Raw genomic sequence first — 26,818 nt, 5'->3', positions numbered from 1 at the left:
TAACGAAGGGCTTGGACGGATGGCTCGTGGAAAATTTAAGTCAATAGCAAGAAAATGCAGATGCTGTGGCGCACTAAATGAAACAGGAACAAGAGGGATTAAGATTGGTGTCTGTTATGGATGTAGAAAATCCAGGCATCAATCAAAAGAAAAAACTGTATCGCGGGTGCATAAAAATCGATTAACGATCGTGCTCGGTTTCATTTCCTTTATGTTTTTAGCAATCGCCAGTTATGCGATGTGGTGTGAGTATCTCGTGCTGCCTTATGGAAATCGCTTTCACTCAAAGTTATTGGAATTCAAAGGTTTTGGCGTTGCTGCGCCAGCGCTGTCGTTGATTCTGCTCTCAGTTGGTACGTTATCTGGTGCTGTAGTCAATCACTATCGTTCTTCTTGCAAACAGCTATTTAGGGACGTAATGAAAGTCAGTCTGTGGGCTGGGTTTATTTTGTATTTTGTATCTATTTTCTTTGGCAAAGAACTGCGCTATAGGCTGTTTGATTAGAGTTGATAATGTTCTGCACCGAACCCCAACCCTTGTTCGCAGGAATGGGGCCTACCTTAGGCTGCCAGTGGACAGCAAAATGGCAAAATAGTAGCGTCGCGCCACTGTCTTCAACTCTGTAATGGACTACACATGCTCACTGCCACTCCAGCCTCGCGCTTATTCTGCGCAATCACTTTCGCCGTCGTGATGAACCCGGCACTCGCCGACTGGGAAGAACCCCCGGAATACGCCTGGAAAACTTACCTCTCCGATTGCCAGCAATTACAGCGGGATGTGACCGATGTACAGAACGGGCGCAAGATGGCCATGGATGTCTTGCCCAACATCCAGGGCTTTCTGCGAACCATTACGGTACACCGCAAGAACCTGGCCCAGCCAAGCCTCGGCTCCCCCGATTACGCCCGTTGTGAAAACGTCGTTTCCCAAGCCAAAGACACAGTGGCCAAGGGCAGTGCTGAAAACGACGAGGCGATGGATCAACATTTCCGCCAGGCCCAGACCGAGCACCTGAACTCCCCGGAATACAAACGTGCTCGCTCCCTGGGCTTCACCGACGTCGGCGAAATCGGCGACCTCGACCAGCACGCCGAACTGGATGGCGAGGCGAATCTGAAGACCTTGATGATCACAGTCGATTTTGGCTGCGGCCGCCATTTCCGCGCCGCGCAATACGTCAAACCCTACGTGGTGTACACCGTGCGTCGTTCGGACGGCAGCTGCGGCGTCTACAAGTACGTCGCCGTGCTGGGCGGTGAAACCGTGGAACGAGGCGACTACATCAATCCGAAAGGGGTTTTTCAGTACGTGGGGTGGAAGAAACTGGCCGGAGCGGATGGCTTTCCCATCGACGTTCGAGTCGTAAAAGCGCTGAAGTAACCCGCAGGATTTACCCCCTCCGCTGCAATGCTCACGCTGACCCCCAACCAGGCCCGCTTTAACGGGCCTCATGCCCCACCGCTCAGGCATCCAGCACCAGGCGTGTGCCGCGACTACCGGAAACGCAGGGCGCGATCCATTCACCGCTTTGGCGCTGGGCGTCACTCAGGCATTCGTCGCGGTGCTCCGGTTCGCCTTCAAGGACCCGGCACACGCATGCGCCGCACATGCCCATGCCACAGGAAAATTCCAGATTGACCCCGGCCCGCGAAGCAGCCTGGATCAGGTTTTCACCGGTTTGCACCTGAACCTCACAACCACTGCGTCGCAGCTCCAGTGAAAAGCTGTGCGCCTCAGGGTTCGCGGGCTGCTGGGCCTGGAAGTGCTCGCGATACAGGGCTGTGGCCGGCCAGTTCGACTTGAGCGCCACCTGTTCGACGGCATCCATGAAACCGGTCGGGCCGCAGCAGTACAAACCCGCTTCGGTCTGCCACGCGGGAAATTGCCTGGCCAACAGCTCGGCGATTTTCCCGGCGCGCAAGCCGCCGTACCACTGGACGTCGGCGCCCAGGCGCTGGATGAAAGGCGCCTGGCGTGTCTCCCGGGTGAAATAAAGCAAGCGCACGGGACGTCCTTCGGCAAGGCATTGGCGATACATCGGCAGCAACGGCGTAATACCGATGCCCGCCGCCACCAGCGTCACCGGCCCGCTGCCCGGTTGCAGGGCGAACAAATTGCGTGGCGCACTGACTTCAATCTGCGCGCCCAGGCGCAGTTGCTCGTGCAGCCAGCGCGAGCCACCCCGGGAGGCCGGCTCGCGCTTGATCCCCAGGTACAGGTGGCCATCTTCCGGCAGGCTCAGTACCGAATACTGGCGCACCGCGCCGTTGCCCAGGCGCAGGTCGACATGGGCGCCTGGGGCCCAGGTGAAGGGCAGGGGCGCGGCGTCGACGGGGGCCAGTTCGATCCCCAGCACATCGTCGGCTTCCAGGCGCAGGCTGCGCACGTGCAGGGCAGACCAACTCATGCGCGGACTCCTGCGGCCTGCTGCAAGCGGCGCACCGCATCCCGGGCCTGGGCGCCGAGTTCGGCCAGGTCGAGGTCGGGCAACTGGTCGTTGTCGACGGTCAACCGCCCGCCCACGAGCATGGCGCGCAAGGTCGGGCGTCCGCCGCCTACCACCGGGCCGATTGCCGGGTCGTGCAGGCCGAAGTAGCGCGGCTGGTCCAGGCGGTAAATCGCCAAGTCGGCCGCCATGCCCACCTGCAGGCTGCCCACGGCGTCCAAGCCCAATACCTTGGCCCCGCCAGCGGTACCCCAGCGCACCACGTCTTCTACCGTGGCCGCGTGGGCACCGCCTTCCTCGTCGCCGCCGGCATACCGCGGCCGGCTCCGTTCGCCGGCTTTGGCCCGCTGCATCAGCCAGGCGGCGTGGGTTTCGCTGATCATGTCGCAGGCCTCGTTGGAGGCGGCGCCGTCCACGCCGATCGACACCTGCATCCCGGCGGCTTCCATGGCCACCACATCGGCGATGCCACTGCCCAGGCGGCCATTGCTTTGCGGGCAATGGGCGATGCCCGTGCCGCTGGCACCGAGCATCTGGATTTCCTCGGCATCGAGTTTCACCAGATGGGCGAACCACACGTCCGGCCCCAGCCACTCCTGCTCGGCACAGAACGCCACCGGCGACATGCCGTGGCGTTGCTGAACCTCGTTTTGATATTCGACGGTTTCGCTCAGATGGCTGTGCAGGCGAATGCCCAATCTCCGGGCGACCCGCGCGGTTTCGCGCAGATGTTCCGCCGGCATGGAGTAGGGAGGGCTGGTGGGCGCCATCACAATCCGTCGCCAGGCATCGGCGGCCGGGTCGTGGTAACGCCGCACCAAGCGCTCAACGTCGTTCAGGTACTGCTCCAGTGTTTCCGGCCCGGCCACCGCCTTGCCTTCGGCTTGTCGTGCTTGTGTGGCGCCGCCCCGGCACAGGACAAAACGCAGCCCCAGGCGTTCGGCTTCCTCGAACAGCACCTCGGCACTGTCAAAGGCCATGCCCGGCAAGTACAGGTAATGGTGGTCGGCGACGGTGGCGCAGCCGGAGCGCGCCAATTCAACCAGGCCAATGCGTGCGGCCAGGCGAAAGCTCTGCTCGTCAAACAGGCCGCGATAGCGATAGGGCACGGCCCCCAGCCAGGCCCCCAGGCTCTGGTCGATACCTGCGGGAATGCCTTTGAGCAGCGACTGAAACAAGTGATGGTGGGTATTGACCCACGCCGGGTAGACCACGCAATCGGTGGCATCCAGCACGCGCTCCCCGGGCAGGAGTTGCAGGGCGCCGATGGCGGCGATGCGCCCGTCGACGATGCGAATATCAGGCCCGGCATGGCGCGCCGCCGCGCCGGACAACCCGGTGAGAATGGCGCTGGCATTGCGCACCAGCCAGCTGTTTTGAAACGTCATGTGAGGCTCCATACGCCGCGACTGCGGCGGGCTCAAAGGGTTAGCCGAGTTCGCTTTCGTGCCAGTTGCGCAAGCTCAACCGGGCCAGCAGGGCCATCAGGCTGAACAGCGCGACACCGGTCAGGGCGATCAGCAGCAGGGCGGCGAACAGCCTTGGAATATTCAGTTGGAAACCGGCCTGGAGAATCTGGTACGCCAGCCCGGCGCCGGTGCCCCCGGTGCCCGCGACGAACTCCGCCACCACCGCGCCGATCAACGCCAGCCCGCTGGCAATGCGCAGCCCGGCAAAAAAACACGGCAGGGCGCTGGGAATGCGCAGGCGCAGTAGTACCTGCCAGCGGCTGGCACGGTTCAGGCGGAACAGATTGAGCAAGCCGGGATTGACGCTGCGCAGGCCGAGTACGGTGTTGGCGATGATCGGGAAAATCGCCACCAGGGTCGCGCAAATCACCAACGCCAGCGTGGTGTTGCTGCACCAGATGATGATCAGCGGCGCCACCGCCACCACCGGCGTGACCTGCAACAGGATCGCGTAGGGAAACAAGCTGGCTTCAAGCACCCGGCTCTGCACAAAGACAAAGGCCGCCAACGTGCCGATCAGCACCGCCAGGGCGAACGAGAAGAAGGTGATCTTCAAGGTCATCCACAACGCACCGAGCAACATCGGGCCATCGCTGACCAGGGTGCGGCCGATGTCGGCCGGAGAGGGCACCAGGTACACCGGCACTTTCCAGGCCACGCAGGCCAGTTGCCACAGGCTCAGCAACACGGCGCCGAGCAGCAGCGGCGAGACGATGCGCAACACCGTGGGGTGTCGCAACCAGGGAGTAAAGGATGGGCTCATGATTGGGCTCTCATAGTGAGTCAGCAAATGTCGCCATTGGCCTGGGCCAACAGCCGGGACAGGCGTGCGCACTGCTCGATAAAGGCCGGGGAGGTGCGGTAGGCCTCGTCTCGCTCCAGGGGGCCGTCGATCTCGATGTCGGCGATCACCCGGCCCGGGCGCGCGCCCATCACCACCACCCGCGACGACAGGTACACCGCCTCGAAAATGCTGTGGGTGACGAACACCACGGTCAGGTCGCGGCTGGCCCACAGCTGGCGCAGGTCACTGTCGAGCTTGTTGCGGGTGAACTCGTCGAGGGCGCCGAAGGGTTCATCCATCAGCAGCAGATTGGGCTCGGTGGCCAGGGCCCGGGCGATGGAAGCGCGCATTTGCATGCCGCCGGAGAGTTCTCGTGGGTACACCTGGCTGAAGCGGTCCAGGCCGACCAGGGCCAGGGCCGCGTCGACCTTGGGCTGGCTCTGGGCCTTGGGCACGCCGGCCAGGTCCAGGGGCAGGCGCACGTTGTCGCTGACCCGGGCCCAGGGCATCAGGGTCGCCTCCTGGAACACCATGGCCAGGCTTTGCCCTTGCGTTGGGCTGGCCGGGCTGTCCTTGCCCCACCAGCGCACATGGCCGGCTGAGGGTTGTTCGAGGCCGGCGAACATCTTCAGCAAGGTGCTCTTGCCGCAGCCTGAAGGGCCGAGCAATGAGACGAATTCGCCGCGCTGAATCGCCAGCTTCACCCGGCTCAAGGCCTGGGTGCCATTGCTGTAGGTTTTTTCCACCTGGTTGGCGAACAGCGGCGTTTGCACACCCACGCTGTCGGTGCCGGGCAACGCCTGTGGCCGGGCGTCGGCTGGAGTTATGGTTTGCATCAACATAGCGCTCTCCCCTGGGGTCATGAGCGACCGGATAAGCCCCGGCGTACCGGGGCGCTGAACTCAGTGGCTGAGGAACACTTCGCTTTCGCCATGGGCTTCGAGCAGGCCCAGCAGTTGCCGGCGAATCACCAGGCCAGGCTTGTCCGACGGCATGTGCAGTTCCACCCGGCGGCGAGTGTCGACACAGGCGTCGTAGTCGGTGGCTTCCAGAATGTCTCGGTCTTCGGCGGTGATCGCCGCGTCCCAGTCGATCAGCTCCTGGGTCGAGCATTGCTCCTCGCTGTCGTTGCGATACAGCCACTGGACCAGCATCAGGCGCCCGTCTTCCATGGGCGTCGCGCAGTTGTAAATGATGTGGTGGATGCCGCTGTCCGGGTACATGCAGCCAAAGCGCCGGGAGAAGGGCAGGTAATAACGATTGATCAGGTGGCGCTGGGTGATCGGCTCGCGGGTGCCGGTGATCCGATAGCTTTCCTCGGGGTTGCGGATCGGCACTCGGGTTTCGGCCTCGAAGCCGTAGTCGGTTTCGCGGAACTCGTAGCCGGCCGGCGCCGGCTGGTCGAACAGGCCGAAGTTGGCCTTGTGGACGAAGGAAAAGTGCGAGTTGTCGAAGGAGTTTTCCATGACCCGCAGCGGGCTGGTTTTCCACTCTTCATAAAACTGGAAGATGCGCCGGTAACCCGGGGCGCCGTCTTCGGGAAACTCGGGGATCGGTTGCAGCGGATCGTCGAGGGCGACCCAGGCGTAGCCGTATTTTTCCTGGCAGTGAAAGGCCTGGACCGAGGCGCCCGGCGGGATCATGCCCGCGGGGTTCTGCGGGATCTTCACGCAGGTGCCGGTGCAGTCGTATTCCCAGCCGTGATAGCCGCAGGCAATGTTGCCGTCCTCGCTGACAAAGCCCTTGGACAGCTTGGCGGTGCGGTGGCAGCAGCGGTCGCGCATGGCCACCGGGGTGCCGTCGGGGCGCTTCCACAGCACCAGGGCTTCACCCAGCAGGGTGAAGGGTTGAGGGCCGGCATCCAGCGCGGTCATGGGCAGCAGGGCGTACCAGAAACGGCGCAATACGGGTTGTTTGGTGACCAACATAAAAAGTGTCCTCACGGTATTCATTCAGCCGGCTCTTGGGCCCGGGCTTTGGGTGCAACGTTGGTGCAATCGGGCTTAGCGGCTGGCGGCCTGTTCAGCGGTCGGCAGCACCTTCAGGTCCTGGACGAAGCGCGTGGTATAGGCCTTCTGCCAAGGCGCATCGGCACCGAGCAGGCCGGCCTCGACCATGAAATTGCGGGTGGCCTGCCAGCGCGCATCGCTCATCACGCCGATGCCCTGGGTGGCGGCATCACCGCCGGTGACCAGGCGGTATTGCTTGAGAGTCGACAAGCCCCAGGCGAGCAGTTCATCGCTCATGTTCGGGTTGTCGGCCTTGATCAAATGGTTGGCGCTCGGGTTGTCCAGGTAGCGCTTCCAACCCTCCATTGAGGCGCGAACAAAACGCTGGACCCGGTCAGGGTGCTGATCAATCACGTCCTGGCGGGTGGCCAGGGTCGAGCCGTAAGGCGGGTAGCCGGCGTCGGCAAACAGGAAAAAGTTGGCTTTCTCCCCGGTCTTCAGCGCCTGGAACAACTCGGAACTGGCATAGGCCTGCTGCGTGGTGTTGGCGTCCGCGAGGAAGGGTTGCAGGTTGAAGGTGTAGGGCCGGGCCTGGCTGTCCTTGAGTTGGTACTTGCCCTTGAGCCACGGCCACCAGGTTTGCTGGCCGGAGGTGGACACCAGCACTTGCTTGTTCTGCAAGGCGTCCAGGCCACTGACATCGGCATGGGTCAACAAGCCTTGGGGGTCGCCCTGAAACGGCGCGGCCACGGCTACCACGGGCAGGCCTTGCTCCACGCTCTTGAGGATCTGCAAGTCGTAGTTGACGATGAAGTCGGCCTGTTTGTTGACCAGCAACTGCATGCCATTAACCTGCGGCCCACCCATGCGAATGGTCACGTCCAGGCCTTCTTTCTCGTACAAACCATCGGCCAGGGCCTGATAGAAACCACCCTGTTCGGCCTGGGCATACCAGGAAGTGAGCAGCACCACCTTGTCATTGGCCAAGGCCAGCGGAGACGCTATCAGGGCAGCGGGCACGAGGGCCATGGCCAGCAGCGAGCGAAGCGGTTGACCCAAGGCAAAGCGAATTTTCATGATGTGTTCTCCACAACGATTCGAAAACCGCCGCGCGCCAATCGGCACGCCAGCGAGGGACCGACTGGAGAGAACGTGGGAAGAGAGAGGGCGCCAAGGCACAGACACGCGGCTAACACTTCTCTCTTGCCCGGGGCGCTGGCGCCGCGTTCAAGCATCCAATCGGACGTACGCCCTTAGGGGAGGGCGCAAGAGCAATGCCCGGTGCCATGGCTGGCACTGACCGCTTCTACTCGGGAGGAGTCAAAGCCAGAAGTGTGCCAAGTCGTTGCTGTCGCGCAGTCATGGGATTCTGCGTCTCAGGGGCTCGGTAAGCAGTGGGTGAGGACGATTCGTGACGGTGCGAACCAGGGCGCCCAGGCCTCAATATGGTGCACAATCCAATGGGCGATAGAGTGTTCAATTTCAATGGTTGATTGTGCTAAGTATGGCCTGCAGATTGTATTCGATCAGTTGGCACAACCCGTGCTAAGTTCCGAATCGAGTAGAAGCGGTCAGCACTGAAGGGCTCCCAACAGGGCCCGGGGTGCAGGGCATTGCTCTGGCGGCATTACGCCGCGTACCCGGCAAGGTGCGCCCCTCACACGTTGAGGGCCAGAACAGTGGCTAACCCGCAGCTCGGGCACGCCTTGCCGGTGATATCCACCCATCACCTGACAAGGGCAGCCCATGAAAGCATCGCGTATTCCATTACTTGCACCTTCACTGCTGCGTCGCAGCCTGCTGCCGCTGTTCGCCCTGGCCAGCGCCAGCGTCGAAGCCGGCCCGTTGTTGTGGAGCGACAACAGCCTGAGCTACCTCTACGGCCAGCACTTCAAAGTCGACGGCACCGGCGACGACACCCAGCAAACGGTGACCTTCGAACACGCCAGCGGCTGGACCTGGGGTGACGTCTTCATGTTCGTCGACAACAAATGGTCCAACGGTCTCTCGGGTGACGACGGCTATTCCTACTACGGTGAATTCTCCCCGCGCCTGTCTCTGGGCAAAATCAGCGACCGGTCCCTGAGCTACGGCATCGTCAAGGACGTGCTCATCGCCGCCACCTACGAACGCGGCAAAGACCGCAACCGCAAATATCTGCTCGGCCCCGCTGTCGACCTTACCCTGCCAGGCTTCGATCGCTTCTCCCTGAACACCTACTACCGCAAACCCGACGGCATCACCGGCAAGGCCTCCGGCCAATGGCAAATCAACCCCACCTGGTCCATGACCCTCCCGCTGGGCCGCTCCGACATCCTCTTCGACGGCTACCTGGAGTGGTATGTCAACGACGTCGGCAACAAAGGCACCTCCAACTACGTGGCCAAGAGCTTGCACTTCAACCCGCAGATCAAATACGACGTGGGCAAGGCGCTGGGGCAACGGCAGAAGCAGTTTTATGCGGGGATCGAGTGGGATTACTGGTCGAATAAATACGGGATTGAAGACACTTCAGGATTTGAAACAGACCAGAACGCGCTGAGCCTTTTGCTGAAGGTGCATTTTTGACGGGAGAGCGTGACGGATAGGGCGTTTGATCGGGGCGCGTGGTGCCCCGGTTTTACCCTGTCACAATTTTCGTCGCCGTTTTCTGTAGCGCTTGTGGGAGATTTCCCAGTCTTGATTCACCCCGATGCCCAGGTACGTCACGATCAGCCTGGATCTCACCGCCAGAAAACAGGGAAAAGCAGATGATTGATTTCAACAACAAAGGCTTCTTCAAACTCAAGCAAAACGAAGAATACGCAGAACGCGTCAGTGCGCTGCTGCTGGACGGCGAGCAAGTGATCGACGCTTACAAATCCATGCGCGACGGCGTCGTGTTCACCAACAAACGCATCATCGCCGTCAACGTTCAGGGCCTCACCGGCAGCAAAAAAGACTTCACTTCGCTGCCCTACAAAAACATCGTCGCCTACTCGGTAGAAACCTCCGGCACCTTCGACCTGGATTCGGAACTGGAGATCTACTTCTCGTCCCTGGGCAAGGTTAAATTCGAATTCACCGGCAGGACGTCCATGGTAGAAATCTCAAAACTGATCTCCCAACACCTGCTCTGACCCGCTCTAATCGAAACCCCGAAACCCAGGGCTGACGCGCACTCTGCTGATGCGCATCCCCCTGTGGGAGCTAGCCCTGCTGGCGATAGCGCCAGCCCAACCGCCCTCAATGCTGAGATGCACCGCAAACCCGCTCACACACCAGGGCCAACCGATGCCTGCCACTCACCACAACCCCTGTGGGAGCTCGCGATAGCGCTTCCTTAAGCGAGCCTGCTCGCCAAAGCCGTCAGGCCGGTTCCCCAATGCACCACCACTGCACTGCGACCTCATCGTCAGGTTGAGTGACGTCATGCCCGTGCTCGATGAACTGCGCTGGTGTGCGCAACGCCAAGGCATGACTGATCCGCTCTGGCTTGAGCGAGTTGGTGTCACCGAGAAAACCCAGATAGTAGTCCCGGTCATAGAAGAGGGTGATCTCGCTCTGATGAACCCATGGCCACACCAGCAGGCAAGCGACCCGGTAATAACCCTGTGAGTGGTCAGCGGCGCTGGAGAGACGGCTAGCCGCTTCGAGGAGTTGCTGAATGCAGAAGGCTTGAACTTCGATCCTGGCCTGAGGGCCTTGGACGAGGGCCTCGTGCACCGGAATCTTCCAATGTGTGTAGCGCTCCATGTGCACAGATCGCGGGTAAAATTGGTCGCGAAAACCGGAGGCCCAGTATTCCAGAGCGCGAAGGCGACGATTAATGCCTCTGAGTGACCTGTTGCTGAGGGCGATTTGCCGCATTGATACGTCCTTGTGATGCCCAAAAAGACTTTCGTTGTTGGCTGCAGGGGGGGAGATTGTCGGCCGCTCGCTTTCCGGTCAATTTGACTCAGTTACATGAAATTTCAGAATCTCTGAAGTACGCAGATCCGCAGGCATTGAACCTTGCGTGCTGATGCGTTGATTCTTTGCGTTGTAAGCGCAAAGCCATAACCAGAGCCGAATACTAAATAGCCCAGAAAACCTCGGGGCTAATCCTGTATGCCAGTTATCACACGCAATACCCTGTGGGAGCTGGCTTGCCAGCGATAGCGCCCACTCAGCCAACACAAATGCCGAATCAGCCACCACCCTCACAAACCCCCCCATAGGCCTCAACCACTAACCCTCAGCCTTAGCCCCCGCCCGCTTGGACACCGGCACATAAACCCGATCCCGAGTCAGCACCTTCACCGCATCATCCACCAACGCCTTACTCATCGAAGTCAAATAATGCGCAGCCCAGGCGTGACGATCAGTGTCCCTGGCATAAGCAGCATCTTCAGTGAGCGTTTTAGCCAGGAACAGAAAATCGGAAGCCATGGACAACGCATCACCAAGAGGAACCCCGCGAGTGACATGAAACAGCGGTTGATCCGCACAGTAGATCGCGGGTGTCAGGCCAATGGTTTTGAGTTCAGGTTGTTCAGTCATTGGCCACCTCCGAGGATGGAGAGGCAATGGGGGAGGGCGTTACGCGATTGGGGGTTGCGTAGAGGGGAAAGCCGAATTTCAAACGGATTGATACTGCGCATTATCCAACTCCTTGATATGAGGAGCTGCCACGTTCGTTACCACACGAATGGGTGACAGCTGTGCGCAGGGTGGTAAACCGGGAATCAAGGAAACCGGCACGCCCGAGGGCGTCCCACGCACAGCCGCCATAACTCACGCCGCAGGCATAAAAAAAGCGCCTGATGACGTGATTGGGGCGCTGTTGCGCCTTGAATAACTCGGGTTACCACACCCGGTCGCTGAATTGGCAGCGACGGTGGGAGGTTATCGTGCGGGCTGCTTTGCTGCAACCTTCGACAGAGCCAATGCAAGCACTTTTCCACGGAAATTGACTAGCTTCGGCGGCAGAGAAACTTTCCGACCGGAAATTCTGAGTCCATTGGCATTCCTGCAGCAGTTCCACAGGGGGTTCTTGTTGCGTCACCTTAATCGGGGGCAAAGGTGAGTAGCTAACTTTCTTGCGGGCGCAAAAAAAGGTCCTGCTAAGGAGGACCCTTTTCAAATGTTAGTGCCCGAGGGAGACTCTCTCTTTCCAATAAAATCTTGGGTTCCAGCGATATTTAATGGCAAGGGATACACAATGGGATACATAACGGAAGGTGCTGTGCCCCGTCCCTTCTAATTCAAACCGGTAGTAGAGAATGGCAACCGAGCTGCACATTTCTCAACAAAAAATCCGACGAGCGGCTGTCTCTGATGGTATCGAGTCGTCTCTGAGGCCGCCTGGCTAGCTCGGGTGGATACCTTATCCTCCTAACCTGAGATACCTACCAGGCTTGAGGAGAGGTGGATCTCTGCTGAGGGCGTTTACCCCTTGCTTTCTCGGTGAAATCTAATATCATTTGGGCATGTCAGCGACTAGGAGTATCTCCAGTCATTCAGCTGGCCTCTACATGCCTTTAGTTATTTACTGTTGTGTGGTTCCCTTCTCAAATCGAGGGGGAGCCACACGAATAGTAAGGCTTGTACTCCATCTAGCAGCTCACCTTCCTCAGCCTCCAGCTCCAGCTCCAGCTCCAGCTCCAGCTCCAGCTCCAGCTCCAGCTCCAGCTCCAGCTCCAGCTCCAGCTCCAGCCTCCAACTCGTCACTCCTCAGCTAAGACAGCATAGCCTTCCTTCACACCTACTTCCTAGCCCGCTCCTATTTCCGTATCCAGCTAGATTATTGATAGCTCTAACCGGCCACAGTCGTTCTCTGTTCGCCAAAATTAGTGTAGAGTTTTGTTAGCCGGGGATTATATATTTATGATTAAAAAACCGCTTAAAACTCTATTTGATGCTATGTATCATGGTAAGTATGAGTTTGTAGACTTTGCTCAATGTGATGTCTCGTTATGCTATGAGCGTGTGAAATTTAAAAAACGAGAAGTAATTCGCCCAAATAAGAGATTAAAAGTTTATCATTCGTTCTTGATTTTATTCTTGCTTGAATATTTGAAAGTAGATGATGAGGTTGTTTACTCCTATAGAAAGGGGGTAAATACTTATGATGCCGTTTCTAAGCACGCAGCTAGTTCCTATTTTTTTCAAACGGATTTGTCGAATTTTTTTAAGAGTATCGACGTTGAGATGGTTAGGGCGGTAATCAATGAGGGTATAAGTCGAGCGCCTATATTGGATGGTGAGGACTACATTGATAGAATTATTGAACTGGTTACTGTAGATGGATCCTTGCCTGTTGGTTTTCCGTCTTCTCCGGTGATTAGTAATTCCTGCCTGTACGCGTTTGATGAAAAATTGAAGTCATACTGCAGGCAGCGTGGCTTAATCTATACCAGGTATTCAGATGATATAATAGTTTCTGGTAAAGATAAGGATGAGTTGCTGGGCGTGAAGGAAAGCATTACTGCATTTCTGAATGATTGTTTCCAAGGAAAACTGTCGATCAATCACGGGAAAAGCAAGTTTACTCACACGGGCAATAAAATTAAGTTGCTAGGTATGGTGATTTTGCCTAATCAAAAAGTCACAGTGGATATTAAATTCAAGAAAGACCTGGAAGTTATGCTTCATTTTTATATAAATGATCGTGAAAAATTTCTAGATAAGGTTGGGGGGGGCTACCGGGAAGGAGTCGAGAAGATAACTGGTTACATGAACTATGTTAATACTGTTGATAAGGACTATCTGAATAAGTTGCGAAAGAAATATGGTGCAACAGTAGTCGATACGCTAATTCATCACCCAACAAAAAAATAACCACATGAAAATCTCACTCCAGATTAATAACGTGCAGCACATAAGCACTGCTAGCTTTCTGATTGATGTTAAGGACAATAAACTTACCTGTGTTGTGGGTAAGAATGGAGCAGGTAAGACAACGTTAATTAAGGCAATTAGAAATCTCTGCTCGGCAGATACCTTCGCTAAAACTTCATCTGATAATATTTTTCGTGAGTCTAGCAAGGTAACGTACCTGGCAGATGATGTTGAATTTAAATTTGTATATGATGATGGTATTCGAGCGCTCAATTGCCATACTCCTATACCCGATCATATTAAAGCCCTAATTGATGTAGAGCTGCCAATGCCTTATGGTCAGCGGTTCAATTTCTTCCAAAGCATTAGCAATGCTGATGATGATATTCGAAAGTCAATTGTACTATCTAAATATACTCAGCCGACTGAATTGATTGAGTTTATGCGAGCAATTTATGGGACGAATAAATTTGACGAGCTAGTTGAAATTAAAGTAAGTAGTGAGTCCTATTATTGCCTGCCTCTTGAAGATAGCAGATATATTAGAGAAGACTATTTTAGCTCTGGAGAGTATTTCCTTATTAGCCTTTATAGGAAAATTAAGGGCAGGTGCAAACTGATTGTGATAGACGAGATTGATATTTCGCTAGATGCGGCGGCTCAATCTCGTCTCATAGAAAGGTTAAGAGGTTTTTGTGAACGATACGAGGTGAATATCCTCTTCACTACGCACTCGTTGGCGATGATGAGGACACTTCGGGATGATGAACTTTACTACATGGAAGAAACTGGAGGGGCAACACAAATACGCCCTGCATCCTATAACTACATAAAGAGTATGCTTTTCGGTTTCAAGGGTTGGGATAAATATATCCTTACAGAAGACGAAGAGTTGAGAGAGCAGATCGAATTTCTCATGGAAAAAATAAATAAGGATGATTTGTTTTTTAGTTATAAAGTAATACCTGCAGGAGGAGCCGATAATGTAATCGACCTCATGCAAAGGAATGTTGAAGAGAACTTCTTATCTGTGCCGGAAAATGTAATTACCATACTTGATGGTGATAAAAAAGAAAATGGCCGGGTGAAAAGGTTGCCGTCGATATATGTGACTCCAATTAATAACATTGAATCTGCGCTGTCTGATGAGTATTCGAGGATCGACTTTCCTTACCGCTTGCCGGAGCACGTTAAGTCCCATGGCGTGAAGTCACTGTTCACAGAGATGACGAAGCGCCATAAAGTTATATCCATTCCGCAGCTCCATAACTATTTGTACGATAAATTTGAGGGGGAGTACAAAGGGTTGGTGGGGGTTTTAGAGAGCTTCCTGACTTCAAAAAAAACAGAGAGAGTTGTAAGCGGCCCCATTGTGGTCTCAATTGGAGAGGTTGCTAGCGTGGCTGTAGCTGTTGCTGTTGCTGTTGATGGTTCTGTTGATGTGAGCTCACCTAGTGGGGATAATAACGTTGCTGAGCGAGCATGAGTCCCTGGAAAATAAATTAGATATTTAGACTTTGGATTGTTATATGGCTGGTGCTATCAATCCGTCGCTATTTCTGTCGCTTCTGCCCGTAAGGGCAGCGACAGGCTAAGGATTTGTCTCTAGCAAATAGAGTGTTTAAAGCAAATTTACTATGCTTGTGCAGGATAGATCCGGATGATTCAAGGACTTGAGCCGCAGCCTTCGCGAAGTGAATGAGCGGGTGAAGATGATGGAGAAGCGGATCCTTGACGCTAGATTAACCGTATTCTTAGCGAAGGGAGGCCGCCTAACATTCTTTCATTGAATGTCTTTCAGATAATCCTTAAGCGCAACGAGCGGCGCATCAAACTCCCCCATCGCCCGAATCCCGGCAAACTCCCCCGCCAACCTCCCCAACTCCCGCCCCAACGGCTTATCCACACCCCCAACCGCCTCCAGCGCCAACCCCACACACTCACCCACCTTCACCTGAATCCCCTCAACATCCCCCCGCCGCACCAGCAACTCAAACACATCCCGCTGGTAATCACCCATGACCAAATCATCACGCAAAATCGGGCTTGAATCTTCCGATTCGTAAGCCAGTTTGAGGGAGAAGAGGGCGACGGTTTCCAGGTGTAATTCCATGGGGGGAATCCTTGTTAAATGTTCTTCCGGCGAGGAGGGTGGAAGAGGGGCAGGATCAAAAGATCGCAGCCTTCGGCAGCTCCTACACAGGACGGTGAGGTGTCAGGTGCTTTATCGCAGGCGAAAAAAAAGGCCTTGCTAAGCAAGACCTTTCTTAATTTTGGTGCCCCGAGGGAGACTCGAACTCCCACTCCTTTCGAAAACGGATTTTGAATCCGCCGCGTCTACCAATTCCGCCATCAGGGCAATGGCCGCGGAGTATAGAGATGAGATAACCGCTGGTCAATCAGGTACATGGAGAAATTTTGATAATTCCGCTAGACTTCCCGGCCCTGCTAGACGAACCCCATCATGCGCGTTGCTGACTTTACTTTCGAGCTCCCTGATTCGCTGATCGCCCGCCATCCGCTGGCCGAGCGGCGCAATAGTCGCCTGTTGACCCTTGATGGGGTCAGCGGCGCCCTGGCACACCGTCAATTCACTGATTTGCTGGAGCATTTGCGCCCCGGCGACTTGATGGTGTTCAACAATACCCGGGTGATTCCGGCGCGGCTGTTTGGCCAGAAGGCTTCCGGCGGCAAGCTGGAAATCCTCGTGGAGCGGGTGCTCGACAGTCATCGCGTGCTGGCTCATGTGCGGTCCAGCAAGTCGCCCAAGCCGGGGTCGAAGATCCTCATCGACGGCGGTGGCGAGGCCGAGATGCTGGCGCGGCACGATGCGTTGTTCGAACTGGGCTTTGCTGAAGAAGTGTTGCCGCTGCTCGACCGTGTCGGGCACATGCCGTTGCCTCCTTATATAGACCGCCCGGATGAAGGCGCCGACCGCGAGCGTTACCAGACCGTCTACGCCGAGCGTTTGGGCGCGGTGGCGGCGCCGACGGCGGGGCTGCATTTCGATCAGGTGCTGATGGAGGCGATTGCCGCCAAGGGCGTCGAGACTGCCTTCGTGACCCTGCACGTCGGCGCCGGCACGTTCCAGCCGGTGCGCGTGGAGAAGCTCGAAGACCACCACATGCACAGTGAATGGCTGGAAGTCGGCCAGGACGTTGTGGATGCCGTGGCCGCGTGCCGCGCGCGCGGTGGTCGCGTGGTGGCGGTGGGCACCACCAGTGTGCGCTCGCTGGAAAGTGCTGCGCGCGATGGCGTGCTCAAGCCGTTCAGCGGCGATACAGACATTTTCATTTACCCTGGCCGGCCGTTCCATGTGGTCGATGCCCTGGTCACCAACTTCCATTTGCCCGAATCCACGCTGTTGATGCTGGTTTCGGCGTTCGCCGGTTATCCCGAAACCATGGCTGCCTATAAGGCCGCGGTCGACAACGGATACCGCTTTTTCAGCTACGGTGATGCGATGTTCATCACGCGTAATCCTGCGCCGACTGCCCCTAAAGAATCGGGCCCCGAGGAAACTGTATGAGTCGCACCTGTCGTATGTCTTTCGAGCTGCTGGCCACTGATGGCAAGGCTCGTCGCGGTCGTTTGACCTTCCCGCGCGGTACCGTCGAGACCCCGGCTTTCATGCCGGTGGGCACTTACGGCACGGTCAAGGGCATGCTGCCACGGGATATCGAGGCGACTGGCGCTGAAATCATTCTGGGCAACACCTTCCACCTGTGGCTGCGTCCGGGCACGGAAGTGATCAAGAAGCACGGCGACCTGCACGATTTCATGCAGTGGAAAGGCCCGATTCTGACCGACTCCGGCGGCTTTCAGGTGTTCAGCCTGGGCGCCATGCGCAAGATCAAGGAGGAGGGCGTGACCTTCGCTTCCCCGGTCGACGGCGCCAAGGTCTTCATGGGCCCGGAAGAGTCGATGCAGGTCCAGCGTGACCTGGGCTCCGACATCGTGATGATTTTCGACGAATGCACGCCGTACCCGGCTGACGAAGACGTCGCCCGTATTTCCATGGAATTGTCCCTGCGTTGGGCCAAGCGTTCGAAAGAAGCCCATGGCGAGAACACGGCGGCGCTGTTCGGCATCGTTCAGGGCGGCATGCACCAGGACCTGCGCATGCGCTCCCTGGAAGGCCTCGACCAGATCGGCTTCGACGGCCTGGCCATCGGCGGCCTGTCGGTGGGCGAGCCCAAGCACGAAATGATCAAGGTGCTGGATTATCTGCCGGGCATGATGCCGGCTGACAAACCTCGTTACCTTATGGGCGTTGGCAAACCGGAAGACTTGGTTGAGGGTGTGCGCCGCGGTGTGGACATGTTCGATTGCGTGATGCCAACCCGTAATGCCCGCAATGGGCATCTGTTCATTGATACCGGCGTGCTGAAGATCCGAAACGCGTTCCATCGCCATGATGATTCGCCGCTCGATCCGACCTGCGATTGCTATACCTGCCAGAACTTCTCCCGCGCTTATCTGCATCACCTGGACAAGTGCGGCGAAATGCTGGGAAGCATGCTCAATACCATCCATAACTTGCGTCATTATCAAGTGCTTATGGCTGGTTTGCGCGAGGCTATTCAACAGGGTACATTGGCCGCCTTTGTCGATGCCTTCTACGCCAAACGCGGGTTACCTGTTCCGCCTTTGGACTGAGTTTTCTGACCCCAAGATTCAACATTTGCAACTGGAGTGCTAAATGAGCTTTTTTATCTCTAACGCCATGGCTGACGCCGCTGCACCTGCTGCTGCCAGCCCAATGGGCGGCGGTTTTGAGTGGATTTTCCTGGTCGGTTTCCTGGTCATCTTCTACCTGATGATCTGGCGTCCACAGGCCAAACGCGCCAAAGAGCAGAAAAACCTGCTGAGCAGCCTGCAGAAAGGCGACGAAGTTGTGACCACCGGCGGCATCGCTGGCAAGATCACCAAAGTGGCTGACGATTTCGTTGTTCTGGAAGTTTCCGACACCGTCGAAATGAAATTCCAGAAAGGCGCCATCGCCGCCACGCTGCCAAAAGGCACGCTGAAAGCGATCTAAGTTTCAACTTCATCTTCAATCGACGGGGCGCGCAAGGCGCCCCGCGTCATAAACGGGCGGCGTGATGCTGAACAAATATCCTCTGTGGAAATACATTCTGATCCTGGCGGTGCTGGCGATTGGTCTGATTTATTCCGCTCCCAATCTTTATCCTGATGACCCGGCCATCCAGGTCAGCGGTGCAAGCACTGCGCTGCAAGTCAATCAGGCTGATCTGGATCGCGTGAGCGCTGCGCTCAAGGAATCCGGGATCAACGTCAAGGCTGCCACTTTGGCTGCCGGCGGCAAGGGCGGGCTGATTCGCCTGACCAAGGCTGAAGACCAGCTGCCAGCCAAGGACGTTGTGCGTAAGGCATTGGGTGATGACTACGTCGTCGCGCTGAACCTGGCGCAAACCACCCCGCAATGGCTGCGCAACCTCGCTGCGCACCCGATGAAGCTGGGTCTGGACTTGTCCGGTGGTGTGCACTTCCTGCTGGAAGTGGACATGGACAAAGCCCTCGACGCACGCCTGAAAGTCTACGAAGGCGACGTCAAGAGCCTGCTGCGTAAAGAGAAACTGCGTTATCGCAGCCTGCCGCAGCTCAATGGCGCCATTCAGCTGGGCTTCACTGATGAAGCTGCCCGCGAACAGGCCCGTTCGGTCATTCGCAAGAACTTCAACGATTTCGATATTGTTCCGGCTGACCTGAATGGCCAACCGGTGCTGCGTCTGGCGATGACCCCAGCCAAGCTGGCGGAAATCCGTGAATACTCCATCAAGCAGAACTTGACCACGGTACGTAACCGCGTCAACGAGCTGGGTGTTGCCGAACCAATCGTCCAGCGTCAGGGCGCCAACCGCATCGTGGTTGAGCTGCCGGGCGTACAAGACACCGCCGAAGCCAAGCGTATCCTCGGCAAGACGGCCAACCTTGAGTTCCGCCTGGCCGCTGAGCCTGGCGCTTCGAAAGCCACTTCCGAAGAGTTCGAATTCCGCGAAGGCAAGCGTCCTCCTGCGTTGATCGAGCGTGGCCTGATCATCACCGGTGACCAGGTGACTGACGCCAAGGCTGGTTTCGGTGAGCACGGTACGCCAGAAGTGAACATCCGTCTGGATGGCCACGGTGGCGAGCTGATGAGCCGCGCAACCCGCTCGAACGTTGGTCGCAGCATGGCGGTGATCTTCATCGAGCAGCGTCCGGTGACCACCTACACCAAGCAGATGGTCAACGGCGTTGAGAAAGACGTAGCGGTTCAGACCTTCAAGGAAGAGAAGAAGATCATCAGCCTGGCGACCATTCAGTCGCCGCTGGGTGCTCAGTTCCGCATCACCGGCCTGAACGGCCAGGGCGAGTCGTCCGAACTGGCGCTGCTGCTGCGTGCCGGTGGTCTGGCTGCACCGATGTACTTCGCTGAAGAGCGCACCATCGGCCCGAGCCTGGGTGCGGACAACATCACCAAAGGTATCGATGCATCGCTGTGGGGCATGCTGTTCGTCTCGCTGTTCATCATCGCCATCTACCGCTTCTTCGGCATTATCGCCACCGTCGCACTGGCGGTGAACATGGTGATGCTGCTGGCCCTGATGTCGCTGCTGGGTGCAACGCTGACCCTGCCGGGTATCGCCGGTATCGTATTGACCATGGGTATGGCGGTCGACGCCAACGTACTGATCTTCTCGCGGATACGTGAAGAGATCGCTGCGGGCATGACCATCCAGCGGGCAATCAACGAAGGCTTCGGCCGGGCATTCACCGCGATTCTCGACGCCAACCTGACCACCTTGCTGGTCGGCGGCATCCTCTTTGCCATGGGCACCGGCCCGGTCAAGGGCTTCGCAGTGACCATGTCCCTCGGGATCTTTACCTCGATGTTCACGGCCATCATGGTGACCCGCGCGATGGTCAACCTGATCTTCGGCGGTCGTGACTTCAAGAAGTTGTGGATTTAAGGGGCTGCCATGTTACGTACAATCAACTTCATGGGCGTTCGCAACTTCGCGTTCGGCGTCACATTGTTCCTCACGGTGCTGGCCTTGTTCAGCGTCGCCACCAAGGGCATGAACTGGGGCCTGGACTTCACCGGCGGTACGCTCATCGAGCTGACCTACGAGCGTCCGGCCGACGTTACCCAAGTGCGTGAGCAGCTGGTTAAATCGGGTTATCACGAAGCCATCGTGCAGAACTTCGGTGCGACTACCGATCTGCTGGTGCGTATGCCTGGCGAAGACCCGCAACTGGGTCACCAGGTCGCCGAGGCCTTGCAGAAGGTCGGCGGCGAGAACCCGGCAACGGTCAAGCGCGTCGAGTTCGTCGGCCCGCAGGTGGGTGAAGAGCTGCGCGACCAGGGCGGCCTCGGCATGCTGATGGCGCTGGGCGGCATCCTGATCTACCTGGCTTTCCGCTTTCAGTGGAAGTTTGCGGTCGGTGCGATCGTTTCCCTGATCCACGACGTGATCGTGACCATCGGTATCCTGTCGTTCTTCCAGATCACCTTCGACCTGACGGTGCTGGCGGCGGTACTGGCGATCATTGGTTACTCGCTCAACGACACCATCGTGGTATTCGACCGGGTTCGTGAGAACTTCCGCGTGCTGCGCAAGGCCAACCTGATCGAGAACATCAACATCTCGACCACGCAAACCTTGCTGCGGACCATGGCGACGTCGATCTCCACGTTGCTGGCGATCGCGGCACTGTTGTTCTTCGGTGGCGACAACCTGTTCGGCTTCTCCATCGCCCTGTTCATCGGTGTTCTGGCGGGTACTTACTCGTCGATCTACATCGCGAACGTGGTGCTGATCTGGCTGAACCTGAGCACTGAAGACCTGATTCCTCCGGCGAATACCGAGAAGGAAGTCGACGACCGTCCATAACGGCCATCGCGTTTCCAGTAGTCAGCCGAAAAAGGCGCGAGTTGAACTCGCGCCTTTTTTTATGCTCCAAGGCTGGGAGAAGCGCGGACATGTTCCGCGGGTGATGGTCAGGAGGTTCATGTGAACAAGTCGATGCTGGTTGGTGCGGTATTGGGTGCTGTCGGTGTGACTGCCGGGGGTGCTGTGGCCACCTACAGCCTGGTTAAAGATAACGGCCCTGAGTACGCGCAAGTACTCGCCGTTGAGCCGGTCAAGACACAAATCAAGACTCCACGTGAAGTGTGCAAGGACGTCACGGTCACCCGGCAAGCGCCGGTGAAAGATCAACACCAGATCGCCGGTACCGTGGTAGGTGCACTGGCTGGTGGTCTGTTGGGTAACCAGATCGGCGGCGGCACCGGCAAGAAGATTGCCACGGTGGCAGGCGCGGTCGGCGGTGGTTATGCCGGTAACAAGGTTCAGGAGGGCATGCAAGAGCGTGACACCTACACCACGACCCAAACCCGTTGTAATACGGTGAACGACATCAGTGACAAGGTCGTCGGTTACGACGTGCGCTATTCGCTGGACGGCAAGGAAGGCAAGGTGCGCATGGATCGTGATCCAGGCAACCAGATTCCGGTGGATAAGGAAGGCAAGTTGATCCTGTCTCAGAACGAACCGGCTCAATAAGTAGCTCAGCGTAAAAAGAAGCACCCTTCGGGGTGCTTTTTTGTGCCCGCAACTTTATCAGCGATGACTGATTTCCCCGTAGGAGCTGCCGAAGGCTGCGATCTTTTGATCTTGATCTTTTTGAAAACAAAATCAAAAGATCGCAGCCTTCGGCAGCTCTTACAGGGGGGGATTTCGGGTATAAAAAAAGCACCCCGAAGGGTGCTTTTTTGTGTCGCTGGAAGCTTAGCGCTTCAGCGAGGCCGGCAGGTGCGGCTGGATCGCCGTCAGTACTGCCTTGAAGCATTTGGTGTTGCCGGCAACGATGTGGCCTTTTTCAAGGAAATCGTGACCGCCGGTGAAGTCGCTCACCAAGCCGCCAGCTTCCTGGATCAACAGGGCGCCTGCAGCCATGTCCCACTCGGACAGGCCCGACTCCCAGAAAGCGTCGAAACGACCGGCAGCCACGTAGGCCAGGTCCAGGCTCGCCGAGCCAGCGCGACGGATGCCGGCAGTCTGGCCAACCAGGGCGCGGAACATGCCCAGGTAGTTGTCGAGGTTGTCCATCTGGTCGTCACGGAACGGGAAGCCGGTACCCAGCAGGGCGCCGTCGAGGCTGGTGCGACCGCTGACGCGCAGGCGACGACCGTTCAGTTGAGCGCCGCGACCACGGCTGGCGGTGAATTCTTCCTGGCGAACCGGGTCCAGAACAACAGCGTGCTCAAGACGACCGCGGTATTTGCAGGCAATGCTGACAGCGAAGTGAGGAATGCCGCGCAGGAAGTTGGTGGTGCCGTCCAGCGGATCGATGATCCACAGGTACTCTTCGCCTTCGATGCCGGTGCCGGCGTGCAGGCCGGTCTCTTCACCGCGGATCGAGTGATTCGGGTAAGCCTTGCGCAGGGCGTCGATGATTTTCTGTTCAGCGGCGCGATCCACCTCGGATACGTAATCCTTGGCGTCTTTTTCGTCGACCTTGATGGTATCCAGGCGCTCGATGGAGCGGAAGATCAATTCACTGGCGCTGCGGGCGGCGCGCAGCGCGATATTCAGCATGGGCTGCATGGATGTGTCACCTAAGGTTGTTAAAGAAAGCCGGGCATTCTATCAGAAAGTTTCTACAGGAGAAGGACGACGTTCGCTTTCATGGCTTAACGGTAGGTTCAGCTGTAAGATTCGGCTCCCGATTATTGTGTTCGAGAGCGCCTCCCTTGCTGCAAAACATTCGTGTCGTCCTGGTCAATACCAGCCATCCGGGCAATATCGGCGGGGCTGCGCGTGCCATGAAGAACATGGGGCTGTCGCGGCTGGTGCTGGTCGAGCCCCGTGTGTTCCCGCATCACGAAGCCGATGCCCGTGCTTCCGGTGCCGGTGACATCCTTGAAAACGCGCAAGTCGTCGCCACCTTGGAAGATGCCTTGGTCGGCTGCAACCTGGTGCTCGGCACCAGCGCCCGCGACCGGCGCATTCCCTGGCCATTGCTCGATCCCCGCGAATGCGGAACGAAGGTGGTCGAGGAAGCCGGGCAGGGCGCGGAGATCGCCCTGGTATTCGGTCGTGAAGATTCCGGCCTGACCAACGAAGAGCTGCAGCGATGTCATTATCACGTGCACATACCATCAGACCCTGAGTTCAGCTCGCTGAACCTTGGGGCAGCGGTGCAGGTGTTGAGTTATGAAGTGCGCATGTCCTGGCTCGCGGCTCAAGGCCAGCCGAGCAAGGTCGAGAAGGAAGAAGTGGCTTCGGTCAAAAGCGCTGAGCTGGCGACCATGGATGAGCTGGAACGATTCTATGAGCACCTGGAGCAAACCCTGGTGGCCATCGAATTCCTCGATCCGGAAAAGCCACGGCACTTGATGGCGCGCCTGCGCCGGTTGTACGGACGCAGCTCGGTCAGCCGGGCGGAAATGAATATATTGCGTGGCATCCTCACGGAAACCCAAAAAGCGGCCCGTGGTGAGCTTCTAAAGCGGAAGGATTAATGATGTTTGAGCGTTTGCGTGAAGATATCCAAAGCGTATTCCATCGAGACCCGGCGGCGCGTAACGCTTTTGAAGTCCTGACTTGCTACCCAGGCATGCACGCCATCTGGATTCACCGTTTGTCGGCAATGCTCTGGCGCGCCGACCTGAAATGGCTGGCACGGCTGGTATCGAACTTCGGTCGCTGGTTGACCGGGATCGAGATTCACCCGGGCGCAAAGGTCGGTCGACGCTTCTTCATTGACCATGGCATGGGCATCGTCATCGGTGAGACCGCCGAAATCGGCGACGACGTGACCATTTATCAGGGCGTGACCCTGGGCGGCACCAGCTGGAATAAAGGCAAGCGTCACCCGACGCTGGGTGATGGCGTGGTGGTCGGCGCGGGCGCCAAGGTACTCGGTCCGTTCACGGTCGGTGCCGGGGCCAAGGTCGGTTCCAATGCCGTTGTGACCAAAGAAGTCCCGCCGGGTGCCACTGTGGTGGGTATTCCGGGGCGCATCATCGTCAAGTCCGATGAAGAGCAGGATGCCAAGCGCAAGGCCATGGCCGAGAAGATCGGTTTTGATGCCTACGGCGTGACCGAAGACATGCCGGATCCGGTGGCCCGCGCCATTAACCAGTTGCTCGATCACTTGCAGGCAGTCGATGGGCGTCTGGAGGGGATGTGCGGGGCGTTGAAGGATCTGGGCAGTAATTACTGTGCGAAAGATCTGCCTGAACTGCGCGAAGAAGACTTTGCCTGTGTGAAGGACAAGGGCCAGCAGGCTGGCTGATGCCTTTGTGTAGGAGTTGCCGAAGGCTGCGATCTTTTGATCTTAGAGGGCAAGATCAAAAGATCGCAGCCTTCGGCGGCTCCTACGCAGGTCGCATTTAGACAATGGCAGAGCGCCGACCGGTGTGCCATTACGCCACAGACCCTGCTATGATGCGCCCGCTCTTTTGCGGGTAAACCTGACTAAAGTACTAGGTCTTATAGTTGACTTAAATACTCGGGAATTGCATACTCGCCCCATTCCGAACTCCGTGGTAATTGTCCATGCGACTGACTACAAAAGGCCGATACGCCGTGACCGCCATGCTCGATCTGGCGTTGCACGCGCAGCACGGGCCCGTGTCCCTGGCCGATATCTCCGAGCGCCAAGGCATCTCCCTGTCCTACCTCGAACAGCTTTTCGCCAAGCTGCGCCGCAGCAACCTGGTGTCCAGCGTTCGCGGTCCAGGCGGCGGCTACCAGCTGTCTCGCGACATGCAGGGTATCCAGGTCGCCCAGGTGATCGATGCGGTAAACGAATCGGTCGATGCAACCAAATGCCAGGGCCAGGGCGATTGCCATTCCGGTGACACTTGCCTGACTCACCACTTGTGGTGCGACCTGAGCCTGCAGATCCACGAATTTCTGAGCGGTATCAGCTTGGCTGACCTTGTGACTCGCCGTGAGGTGCAAGAAGTAGCCCAGCGTCAGGATCAACGCCGTTGCAACAGCAAGGCGCCACGCCTGGACAAGATTGAAGCGTCCGCCGTCGAATGACAGCCACAGAGCAAGCGGCGCGCCAGCCAGCCTGATTTAGGAGATAGTCCATGAAATTGCCGATTTACCTTGATTACTCTGCGACTACCCCGGTTGATCCGCGTGTCGCGCAAAAGATGAGTGAGTGCCTGCTGGTCGACGGAAACTTCGGTAACCCGGCGTCCCGTTCCCACGTGTTCGGCTGGAAAGCTGAAGAGTCCGTCGAAAACGCCCGTCGTCAGGTGGCCGATCTGGTCAACGCCGATCCGCGTGAAATCGTCTGGACCTCCGGTGCCACTGAATCCGACAACCTGGCAATCAAGGGTGCGGCACATTTCTATGCCACCAAAGGCAAGCACCTGATCACCACCAAGATTGAGCACAAGGCTGTCCTCGACACCATGCGCCAACTGGAGCGTGAAGGGTTTGAAGTGACCTACATCGAGCCTCGCACCGACGGCTTGGTAACTCCAGAGATGATCGAAGCCGAACTGCGCGACGACACCATCCTGGTTTCGGTCATGCACGTGAACAACGAAATCGGCACCGTCAACGACATCGCTGCGATCGGCGAACTGCTGCGTTCCAAAGGCATCCTGTTCCACGTCGACGCCGCTCAGTCCACCGGCAAGGTCGAGATCGACCTGCAGAAGCTGAAAGTCGACATGATGTCGTTCTCTGCCCACAAGACCTACGGTCCTAAAGGCATCGGCGCCCTGTACGTAAGCCGCAAGCCGCGCGTACGTATCGAAGCGACCATGCACGGCGGCGGTCACGAGCGCGGCATGCGTTCCGGCACCCTGGCTACTCACCAGATCGTCGGCATGGGCGAAGCGTTCCGTGTAGCCAAGGAAGACATGGCTGCCGAGAACGTGCGCATCAAGGCTTTGAGCGACCGTTTCTACAAACAGGTCGAGCACCTGGAAGAGCTGTACGTCAACGGCAGCCTGACCGCCCGCGTTCCGCACAACCTGAACCTGAGCTTCAACTACGTTGAAGGCGAGTCGCTGATCATGGCGCTCAAGGATCTGGCGGTTTCGTCCGGTTCGGCTTGCACCTCGGCGTCCCTGGAGCCTTCGTACGTACTGCGCGCCCTGGGCCGCAATGACGAACTGGCACACAGCTCGATCCGCTTCACCTTCGGCCGCTTCACCACCGAAGAAGAAATCGATTACGCCGCGCAGAAAGTCTGCGAGGCCGTTACCAAGCTGCGCGCTCTGTCGCCGCTGTGGGACATGTACAAAGACGGCGTCGATATCTCGAAGATCGAGTGGGCGGCACACTAACTATAGAAGCCGCCGGATACAGGTCCTGTAGCAGCGCG

Annotated in this window: 26 protein-coding genes and 1 tRNA gene; 16 read left to right on the top strand and 11 right to left on the bottom strand. The window is 57.5% G+C overall.

Going from position 1 to position 26,818, the window contains the following annotated elements; all coding sequences use genetic code 11:
- Nucleotides 1-19 precede the first annotated feature (19 nt).
- A complete protein-coding gene (locus tag KVG88_RS09155; RefSeq protein WP_217871141.1) occupies nucleotides 20-505 on the top strand; it encodes a hypothetical protein in 486 nt (161 codons plus the stop codon).
- 132 nt (nucleotides 506-637) lie between these two features.
- Nucleotides 638-1,384 carry a hypothetical protein gene (locus KVG88_RS09150; protein WP_217871140.1) on the top strand — a complete coding sequence of 249 codons (747 nt, stop codon included), beginning with the start codon at nucleotides 638-640 and terminating at the stop codon, nucleotides 1,382-1,384.
- Nucleotides 1,385-1,466: 82 nt separating this feature from the next.
- Here KVG88_RS09150 and KVG88_RS09145 read toward each other — a convergent pair whose 3' ends face one another.
- The 6 genes from KVG88_RS09145 to KVG88_RS09120 all read right to left on the bottom strand — a co-directional run bounded on the left by KVG88_RS09145 (nucleotide 1,467) and on the right by KVG88_RS09120 (nucleotide 7,729).
- Complete coding sequence (locus KVG88_RS09145; RefSeq protein ID WP_217871139.1) at nucleotides 1,467-2,411, bottom strand: PDR/VanB family oxidoreductase; 945 nt, start codon at nucleotides 2,409-2,411, stop codon at nucleotides 1,467-1,469.
- Complete coding sequence (locus tag KVG88_RS09140; protein ID WP_217871138.1) at nucleotides 2,408-3,838, bottom strand: amidohydrolase family protein; 1,431 nt, start codon at nucleotides 3,836-3,838, stop codon at nucleotides 2,408-2,410. The genes KVG88_RS09145 and KVG88_RS09140 overlap by 4 nt, the downstream gene beginning before the upstream one ends.
- A gap of 40 nt (nucleotides 3,839-3,878) precedes the next feature.
- Entirely contained in the window at nucleotides 3,879-4,607 is a 729-nt protein-coding gene (locus tag KVG88_RS09135; protein WP_172681856.1) for an ABC transporter permease subunit, read from the bottom strand.
- Nucleotides 4,608-4,702: 95 nt separating this feature from the next.
- Nucleotides 4,703-5,545, bottom strand: coding sequence for an ABC transporter ATP-binding protein (locus tag KVG88_RS09130; RefSeq protein ID WP_217871137.1), 843 nt, complete (start codon nucleotides 5,543-5,545; stop codon nucleotides 4,703-4,705).
- Between the two features lie 60 nt (nucleotides 5,546-5,605).
- Nucleotides 5,606-6,631 (bottom strand): aromatic ring-hydroxylating dioxygenase subunit alpha, encoded by a 1,026-nt coding sequence (locus KVG88_RS09125; protein WP_016774747.1) that lies wholly within the window; start codon nucleotides 6,629-6,631, stop codon nucleotides 5,606-5,608.
- A 75-nt stretch (nucleotides 6,632-6,706) separates the two neighbouring features.
- Entirely contained in the window at nucleotides 6,707-7,729 is a 1,023-nt protein-coding gene (locus KVG88_RS09120; protein WP_217871136.1) for an ABC transporter substrate-binding protein, read from the bottom strand.
- 669 nt (nucleotides 7,730-8,398) lie between these two features.
- Between KVG88_RS09120 and KVG88_RS09115 the strand changes: the two genes are divergently transcribed.
- Together KVG88_RS09115 and KVG88_RS09110 are read left to right on the top strand one after the other, a co-directional pair.
- Nucleotides 8,399-9,220: an outer membrane protein OmpK gene (locus tag KVG88_RS09115; RefSeq protein WP_217871135.1), complete on the top strand. Its 822-nt coding sequence runs from the start codon at nucleotides 8,399-8,401 to the stop codon at nucleotides 9,218-9,220.
- Nucleotides 9,221-9,402: 182 nt separating this feature from the next.
- On the top strand, nucleotides 9,403-9,771 hold the full coding sequence (locus KVG88_RS09110; RefSeq protein ID WP_217871134.1) for a PH domain-containing protein: 369 nt from the start codon (nucleotides 9,403-9,405) through the stop codon (nucleotides 9,769-9,771).
- A 229-nt stretch (nucleotides 9,772-10,000) separates the two neighbouring features.
- Here KVG88_RS09110 and KVG88_RS09105 read toward each other — a convergent pair whose 3' ends face one another.
- A complete protein-coding gene (locus KVG88_RS09105) occupies nucleotides 10,001-10,387 on the bottom strand; it encodes a DUF3916 domain-containing protein (RefSeq protein ID WP_225933910.1) in 387 nt (128 codons plus the stop codon).
- A 474-nt stretch (nucleotides 10,388-10,861) separates the two neighbouring features.
- Nucleotides 10,862-11,173 carry a DUF3077 domain-containing protein gene (locus KVG88_RS09100; RefSeq protein ID WP_217871132.1) on the bottom strand — a complete coding sequence of 104 codons (312 nt, stop codon included), beginning with the start codon at nucleotides 11,171-11,173 and terminating at the stop codon, nucleotides 10,862-10,864.
- A 1,326-nt stretch (nucleotides 11,174-12,499) separates the two neighbouring features.
- On the opposite strand from KVG88_RS09100, the gene KVG88_RS09095 reads away from it, so the two are divergent.
- On the top strand, nucleotides 12,500-13,453 hold the full coding sequence (locus KVG88_RS09095; protein WP_217871131.1) for a reverse transcriptase domain-containing protein: 954 nt from the start codon (nucleotides 12,500-12,502) through the stop codon (nucleotides 13,451-13,453).
- 4 nt (nucleotides 13,454-13,457) lie between these two features.
- Nucleotides 13,458-14,939 carry an ATP-dependent nuclease gene (locus tag KVG88_RS09090; protein WP_217871130.1) on the top strand — a complete coding sequence of 494 codons (1,482 nt, stop codon included), beginning with the start codon at nucleotides 13,458-13,460 and terminating at the stop codon, nucleotides 14,937-14,939.
- A gap of 297 nt (nucleotides 14,940-15,236) precedes the next feature.
- On the opposite strand, the gene KVG88_RS09085 is transcribed toward KVG88_RS09090, so the two are convergent.
- Both KVG88_RS09085 and KVG88_RS09080 read right to left on the bottom strand, forming a co-directional pair.
- Nucleotides 15,237-15,566, bottom strand: coding sequence for a hypothetical protein (locus tag KVG88_RS09085; RefSeq protein ID WP_217871129.1), 330 nt, complete (start codon nucleotides 15,564-15,566; stop codon nucleotides 15,237-15,239).
- 161 nt (nucleotides 15,567-15,727) lie between these two features.
- A tRNA-Leu gene (locus tag KVG88_RS09080) sits at nucleotides 15,728-15,812 on the bottom strand.
- Between the two features lie 105 nt (nucleotides 15,813-15,917).
- On the opposite strand from KVG88_RS09080, the gene queA reads away from it, so the two are divergent.
- The 6 genes from queA to KVG88_RS09050 all read left to right on the top strand — a co-directional run bounded on the left by queA (nucleotide 15,918) and on the right by KVG88_RS09050 (nucleotide 22,023).
- Nucleotides 15,918-16,982 carry a tRNA preQ1(34) S-adenosylmethionine ribosyltransferase-isomerase QueA gene (queA, locus tag KVG88_RS09075; protein WP_056721282.1) on the top strand — a complete coding sequence of 355 codons (1,065 nt, stop codon included), beginning with the start codon at nucleotides 15,918-15,920 and terminating at the stop codon, nucleotides 16,980-16,982.
- Between the two features lie 14 nt (nucleotides 16,983-16,996).
- A complete protein-coding gene (gene tgt, locus KVG88_RS09070) occupies nucleotides 16,997-18,112 on the top strand; it encodes a tRNA guanosine(34) transglycosylase Tgt (protein ID WP_160387208.1) in 1,116 nt (371 codons plus the stop codon).
- A 43-nt stretch (nucleotides 18,113-18,155) separates the two neighbouring features.
- On the top strand, nucleotides 18,156-18,494 hold the full coding sequence (yajC, locus tag KVG88_RS09065; protein ID WP_016773317.1) for a preprotein translocase subunit YajC: 339 nt from the start codon (nucleotides 18,156-18,158) through the stop codon (nucleotides 18,492-18,494).
- A 64-nt stretch (nucleotides 18,495-18,558) separates the two neighbouring features.
- Nucleotides 18,559-20,427 carry a protein translocase subunit SecD gene (gene secD, locus KVG88_RS09060; protein ID WP_150701934.1) on the top strand — a complete coding sequence of 623 codons (1,869 nt, stop codon included), beginning with the start codon at nucleotides 18,559-18,561 and terminating at the stop codon, nucleotides 20,425-20,427.
- Between the two features lie 9 nt (nucleotides 20,428-20,436).
- Nucleotides 20,437-21,351: a protein translocase subunit SecF gene (gene secF, locus KVG88_RS09055; protein ID WP_150701935.1), complete on the top strand. Its 915-nt coding sequence runs from the start codon at nucleotides 20,437-20,439 to the stop codon at nucleotides 21,349-21,351.
- A 120-nt stretch (nucleotides 21,352-21,471) separates the two neighbouring features.
- Nucleotides 21,472-22,023: a glycine zipper 2TM domain-containing protein gene (locus KVG88_RS09050; RefSeq protein WP_034150846.1), complete on the top strand. Its 552-nt coding sequence runs from the start codon at nucleotides 21,472-21,474 to the stop codon at nucleotides 22,021-22,023.
- A 225-nt stretch (nucleotides 22,024-22,248) separates the two neighbouring features.
- Here KVG88_RS09050 and suhB read toward each other — a convergent pair whose 3' ends face one another.
- Nucleotides 22,249-23,067, bottom strand: a complete 819-nt coding sequence (suhB, locus tag KVG88_RS09045) for a type III secretion system regulator SuhB (RefSeq protein WP_016984379.1) — start codon at nucleotides 23,065-23,067, stop codon at nucleotides 22,249-22,251.
- Between the two features lie 146 nt (nucleotides 23,068-23,213).
- Between suhB and trmJ the strand changes: the two genes are divergently transcribed.
- The 4 genes from trmJ (at nucleotide 23,214) to KVG88_RS09025 (ending at nucleotide 26,780) form a co-directional block, all read left to right on the top strand.
- Nucleotides 23,214-23,984 carry a tRNA (cytosine(32)/uridine(32)-2'-O)-methyltransferase TrmJ gene (gene trmJ / locus KVG88_RS09040; protein WP_034150844.1) on the top strand — a complete coding sequence of 257 codons (771 nt, stop codon included), beginning with the start codon at nucleotides 23,214-23,216 and terminating at the stop codon, nucleotides 23,982-23,984.
- 2 nt (nucleotides 23,985-23,986) lie between these two features.
- Nucleotides 23,987-24,760, top strand: coding sequence for a serine O-acetyltransferase (gene cysE / locus KVG88_RS09035; protein ID WP_217871128.1), 774 nt, complete (start codon nucleotides 23,987-23,989; stop codon nucleotides 24,758-24,760).
- Between the two features lie 263 nt (nucleotides 24,761-25,023).
- Nucleotides 25,024-25,515, top strand: coding sequence for a Fe-S cluster assembly transcriptional regulator IscR (gene iscR, locus KVG88_RS09030; RefSeq protein ID WP_003227911.1), 492 nt, complete (start codon nucleotides 25,024-25,026; stop codon nucleotides 25,513-25,515).
- Nucleotides 25,516-25,565: 50 nt separating this feature from the next.
- Nucleotides 25,566-26,780 carry an IscS subfamily cysteine desulfurase gene (locus KVG88_RS09025; protein WP_034150842.1) on the top strand — a complete coding sequence of 405 codons (1,215 nt, stop codon included), beginning with the start codon at nucleotides 25,566-25,568 and terminating at the stop codon, nucleotides 26,778-26,780.
- The last annotated feature ends 38 nt before the right edge of the window (nucleotides 26,781-26,818 follow it).

Source organism: Pseudomonas azerbaijanoccidentalis (assembly GCF_019145495.1).
Lineage (GTDB): Bacteria > Pseudomonadota > Gammaproteobacteria > Pseudomonadales > Pseudomonadaceae > Aquipseudomonas > Aquipseudomonas azerbaijanoccidentalis.
Note: the sequence above shows the minus strand (reverse complement) of the source record. Positions and strands in the feature narration are given on the sequence as shown.

Bases quoted from the DNA above. Each gene is read 5' to 3' on its own strand.
- KVG88_RS09130 (WP_217871137.1), bottom strand. From the start codon at position 5,545: ATGTTGATGCAAACCATAACTCCAGCCGACGCCCGGCCACAGGCGTTG.
- KVG88_RS09145 (WP_217871139.1), bottom strand. From the start codon at position 2,411: ATGAGTTGGTCTGCCCTGCACGTGCGCAGCCTGCGCCTGGAAGCCGAC.
- secF (WP_150701935.1), top strand. From the start codon at position 20,437: ATGTTACGTACAATCAACTTCATGGGCGTTCGCAACTTCGCGTTCGGC.
- cysE (WP_217871128.1), top strand. From the start codon at position 23,987: ATGTTTGAGCGTTTGCGTGAAGATATCCAAAGCGTATTCCATCGAGAC.
- secD (WP_150701934.1), top strand. From the start codon at position 18,559: ATGCTGAACAAATATCCTCTGTGGAAATACATTCTGATCCTGGCGGTG.
- yajC (WP_016773317.1), top strand. From the start codon at position 18,156: ATGAGCTTTTTTATCTCTAACGCCATGGCTGACGCCGCTGCACCTGCT.
- KVG88_RS09095 (WP_217871131.1), top strand. From the start codon at position 12,500: ATGATTAAAAAACCGCTTAAAACTCTATTTGATGCTATGTATCATGGT.
- suhB (WP_016984379.1), bottom strand. From the start codon at position 23,067: ATGCAGCCCATGCTGAATATCGCGCTGCGCGCCGCCCGCAGCGCCAGT.
- KVG88_RS09155 (WP_217871141.1), top strand. From the start codon at position 20: ATGGCTCGTGGAAAATTTAAGTCAATAGCAAGAAAATGCAGATGCTGT.
- queA (WP_056721282.1), top strand. From the start codon at position 15,918: ATGCGCGTTGCTGACTTTACTTTCGAGCTCCCTGATTCGCTGATCGCC.
- KVG88_RS09115 (WP_217871135.1), top strand. From the start codon at position 8,399: ATGAAAGCATCGCGTATTCCATTACTTGCACCTTCACTGCTGCGTCGC.
- KVG88_RS09100 (WP_217871132.1), bottom strand. From the start codon at position 11,173: ATGACTGAACAACCTGAACTCAAAACCATTGGCCTGACACCCGCGATC.
- KVG88_RS09140 (WP_217871138.1), bottom strand. From the start codon at position 3,838: ATGACGTTTCAAAACAGCTGGCTGGTGCGCAATGCCAGCGCCATTCTC.
- tgt (WP_160387208.1), top strand. From the start codon at position 16,997: ATGTCTTTCGAGCTGCTGGCCACTGATGGCAAGGCTCGTCGCGGTCGT.
- KVG88_RS09025 (WP_034150842.1), top strand. From the start codon at position 25,566: ATGAAATTGCCGATTTACCTTGATTACTCTGCGACTACCCCGGTTGAT.
- KVG88_RS09085 (WP_217871129.1), bottom strand. From the start codon at position 15,566: ATGGAATTACACCTGGAAACCGTCGCCCTCTTCTCCCTCAAACTGGCT.
- iscR (WP_003227911.1), top strand. From the start codon at position 25,024: ATGCGACTGACTACAAAAGGCCGATACGCCGTGACCGCCATGCTCGAT.
- KVG88_RS09090 (WP_217871130.1), top strand. From the start codon at position 13,458: ATGAAAATCTCACTCCAGATTAATAACGTGCAGCACATAAGCACTGCT.
- KVG88_RS09120 (WP_217871136.1), bottom strand. From the start codon at position 7,729: ATGAAAATTCGCTTTGCCTTGGGTCAACCGCTTCGCTCGCTGCTGGCC.
- KVG88_RS09105 (WP_225933910.1), bottom strand. From the start codon at position 10,387: ATGGAGCGCTACACACATTGGAAGATTCCGGTGCACGAGGCCCTCGTC.
- KVG88_RS09110 (WP_217871134.1), top strand. From the start codon at position 9,403: ATGATTGATTTCAACAACAAAGGCTTCTTCAAACTCAAGCAAAACGAA.
- KVG88_RS09150 (WP_217871140.1), top strand. From the start codon at position 638: ATGCTCACTGCCACTCCAGCCTCGCGCTTATTCTGCGCAATCACTTTC.
- KVG88_RS09125 (WP_016774747.1), bottom strand. From the start codon at position 6,631: ATGTTGGTCACCAAACAACCCGTATTGCGCCGTTTCTGGTACGCCCTG.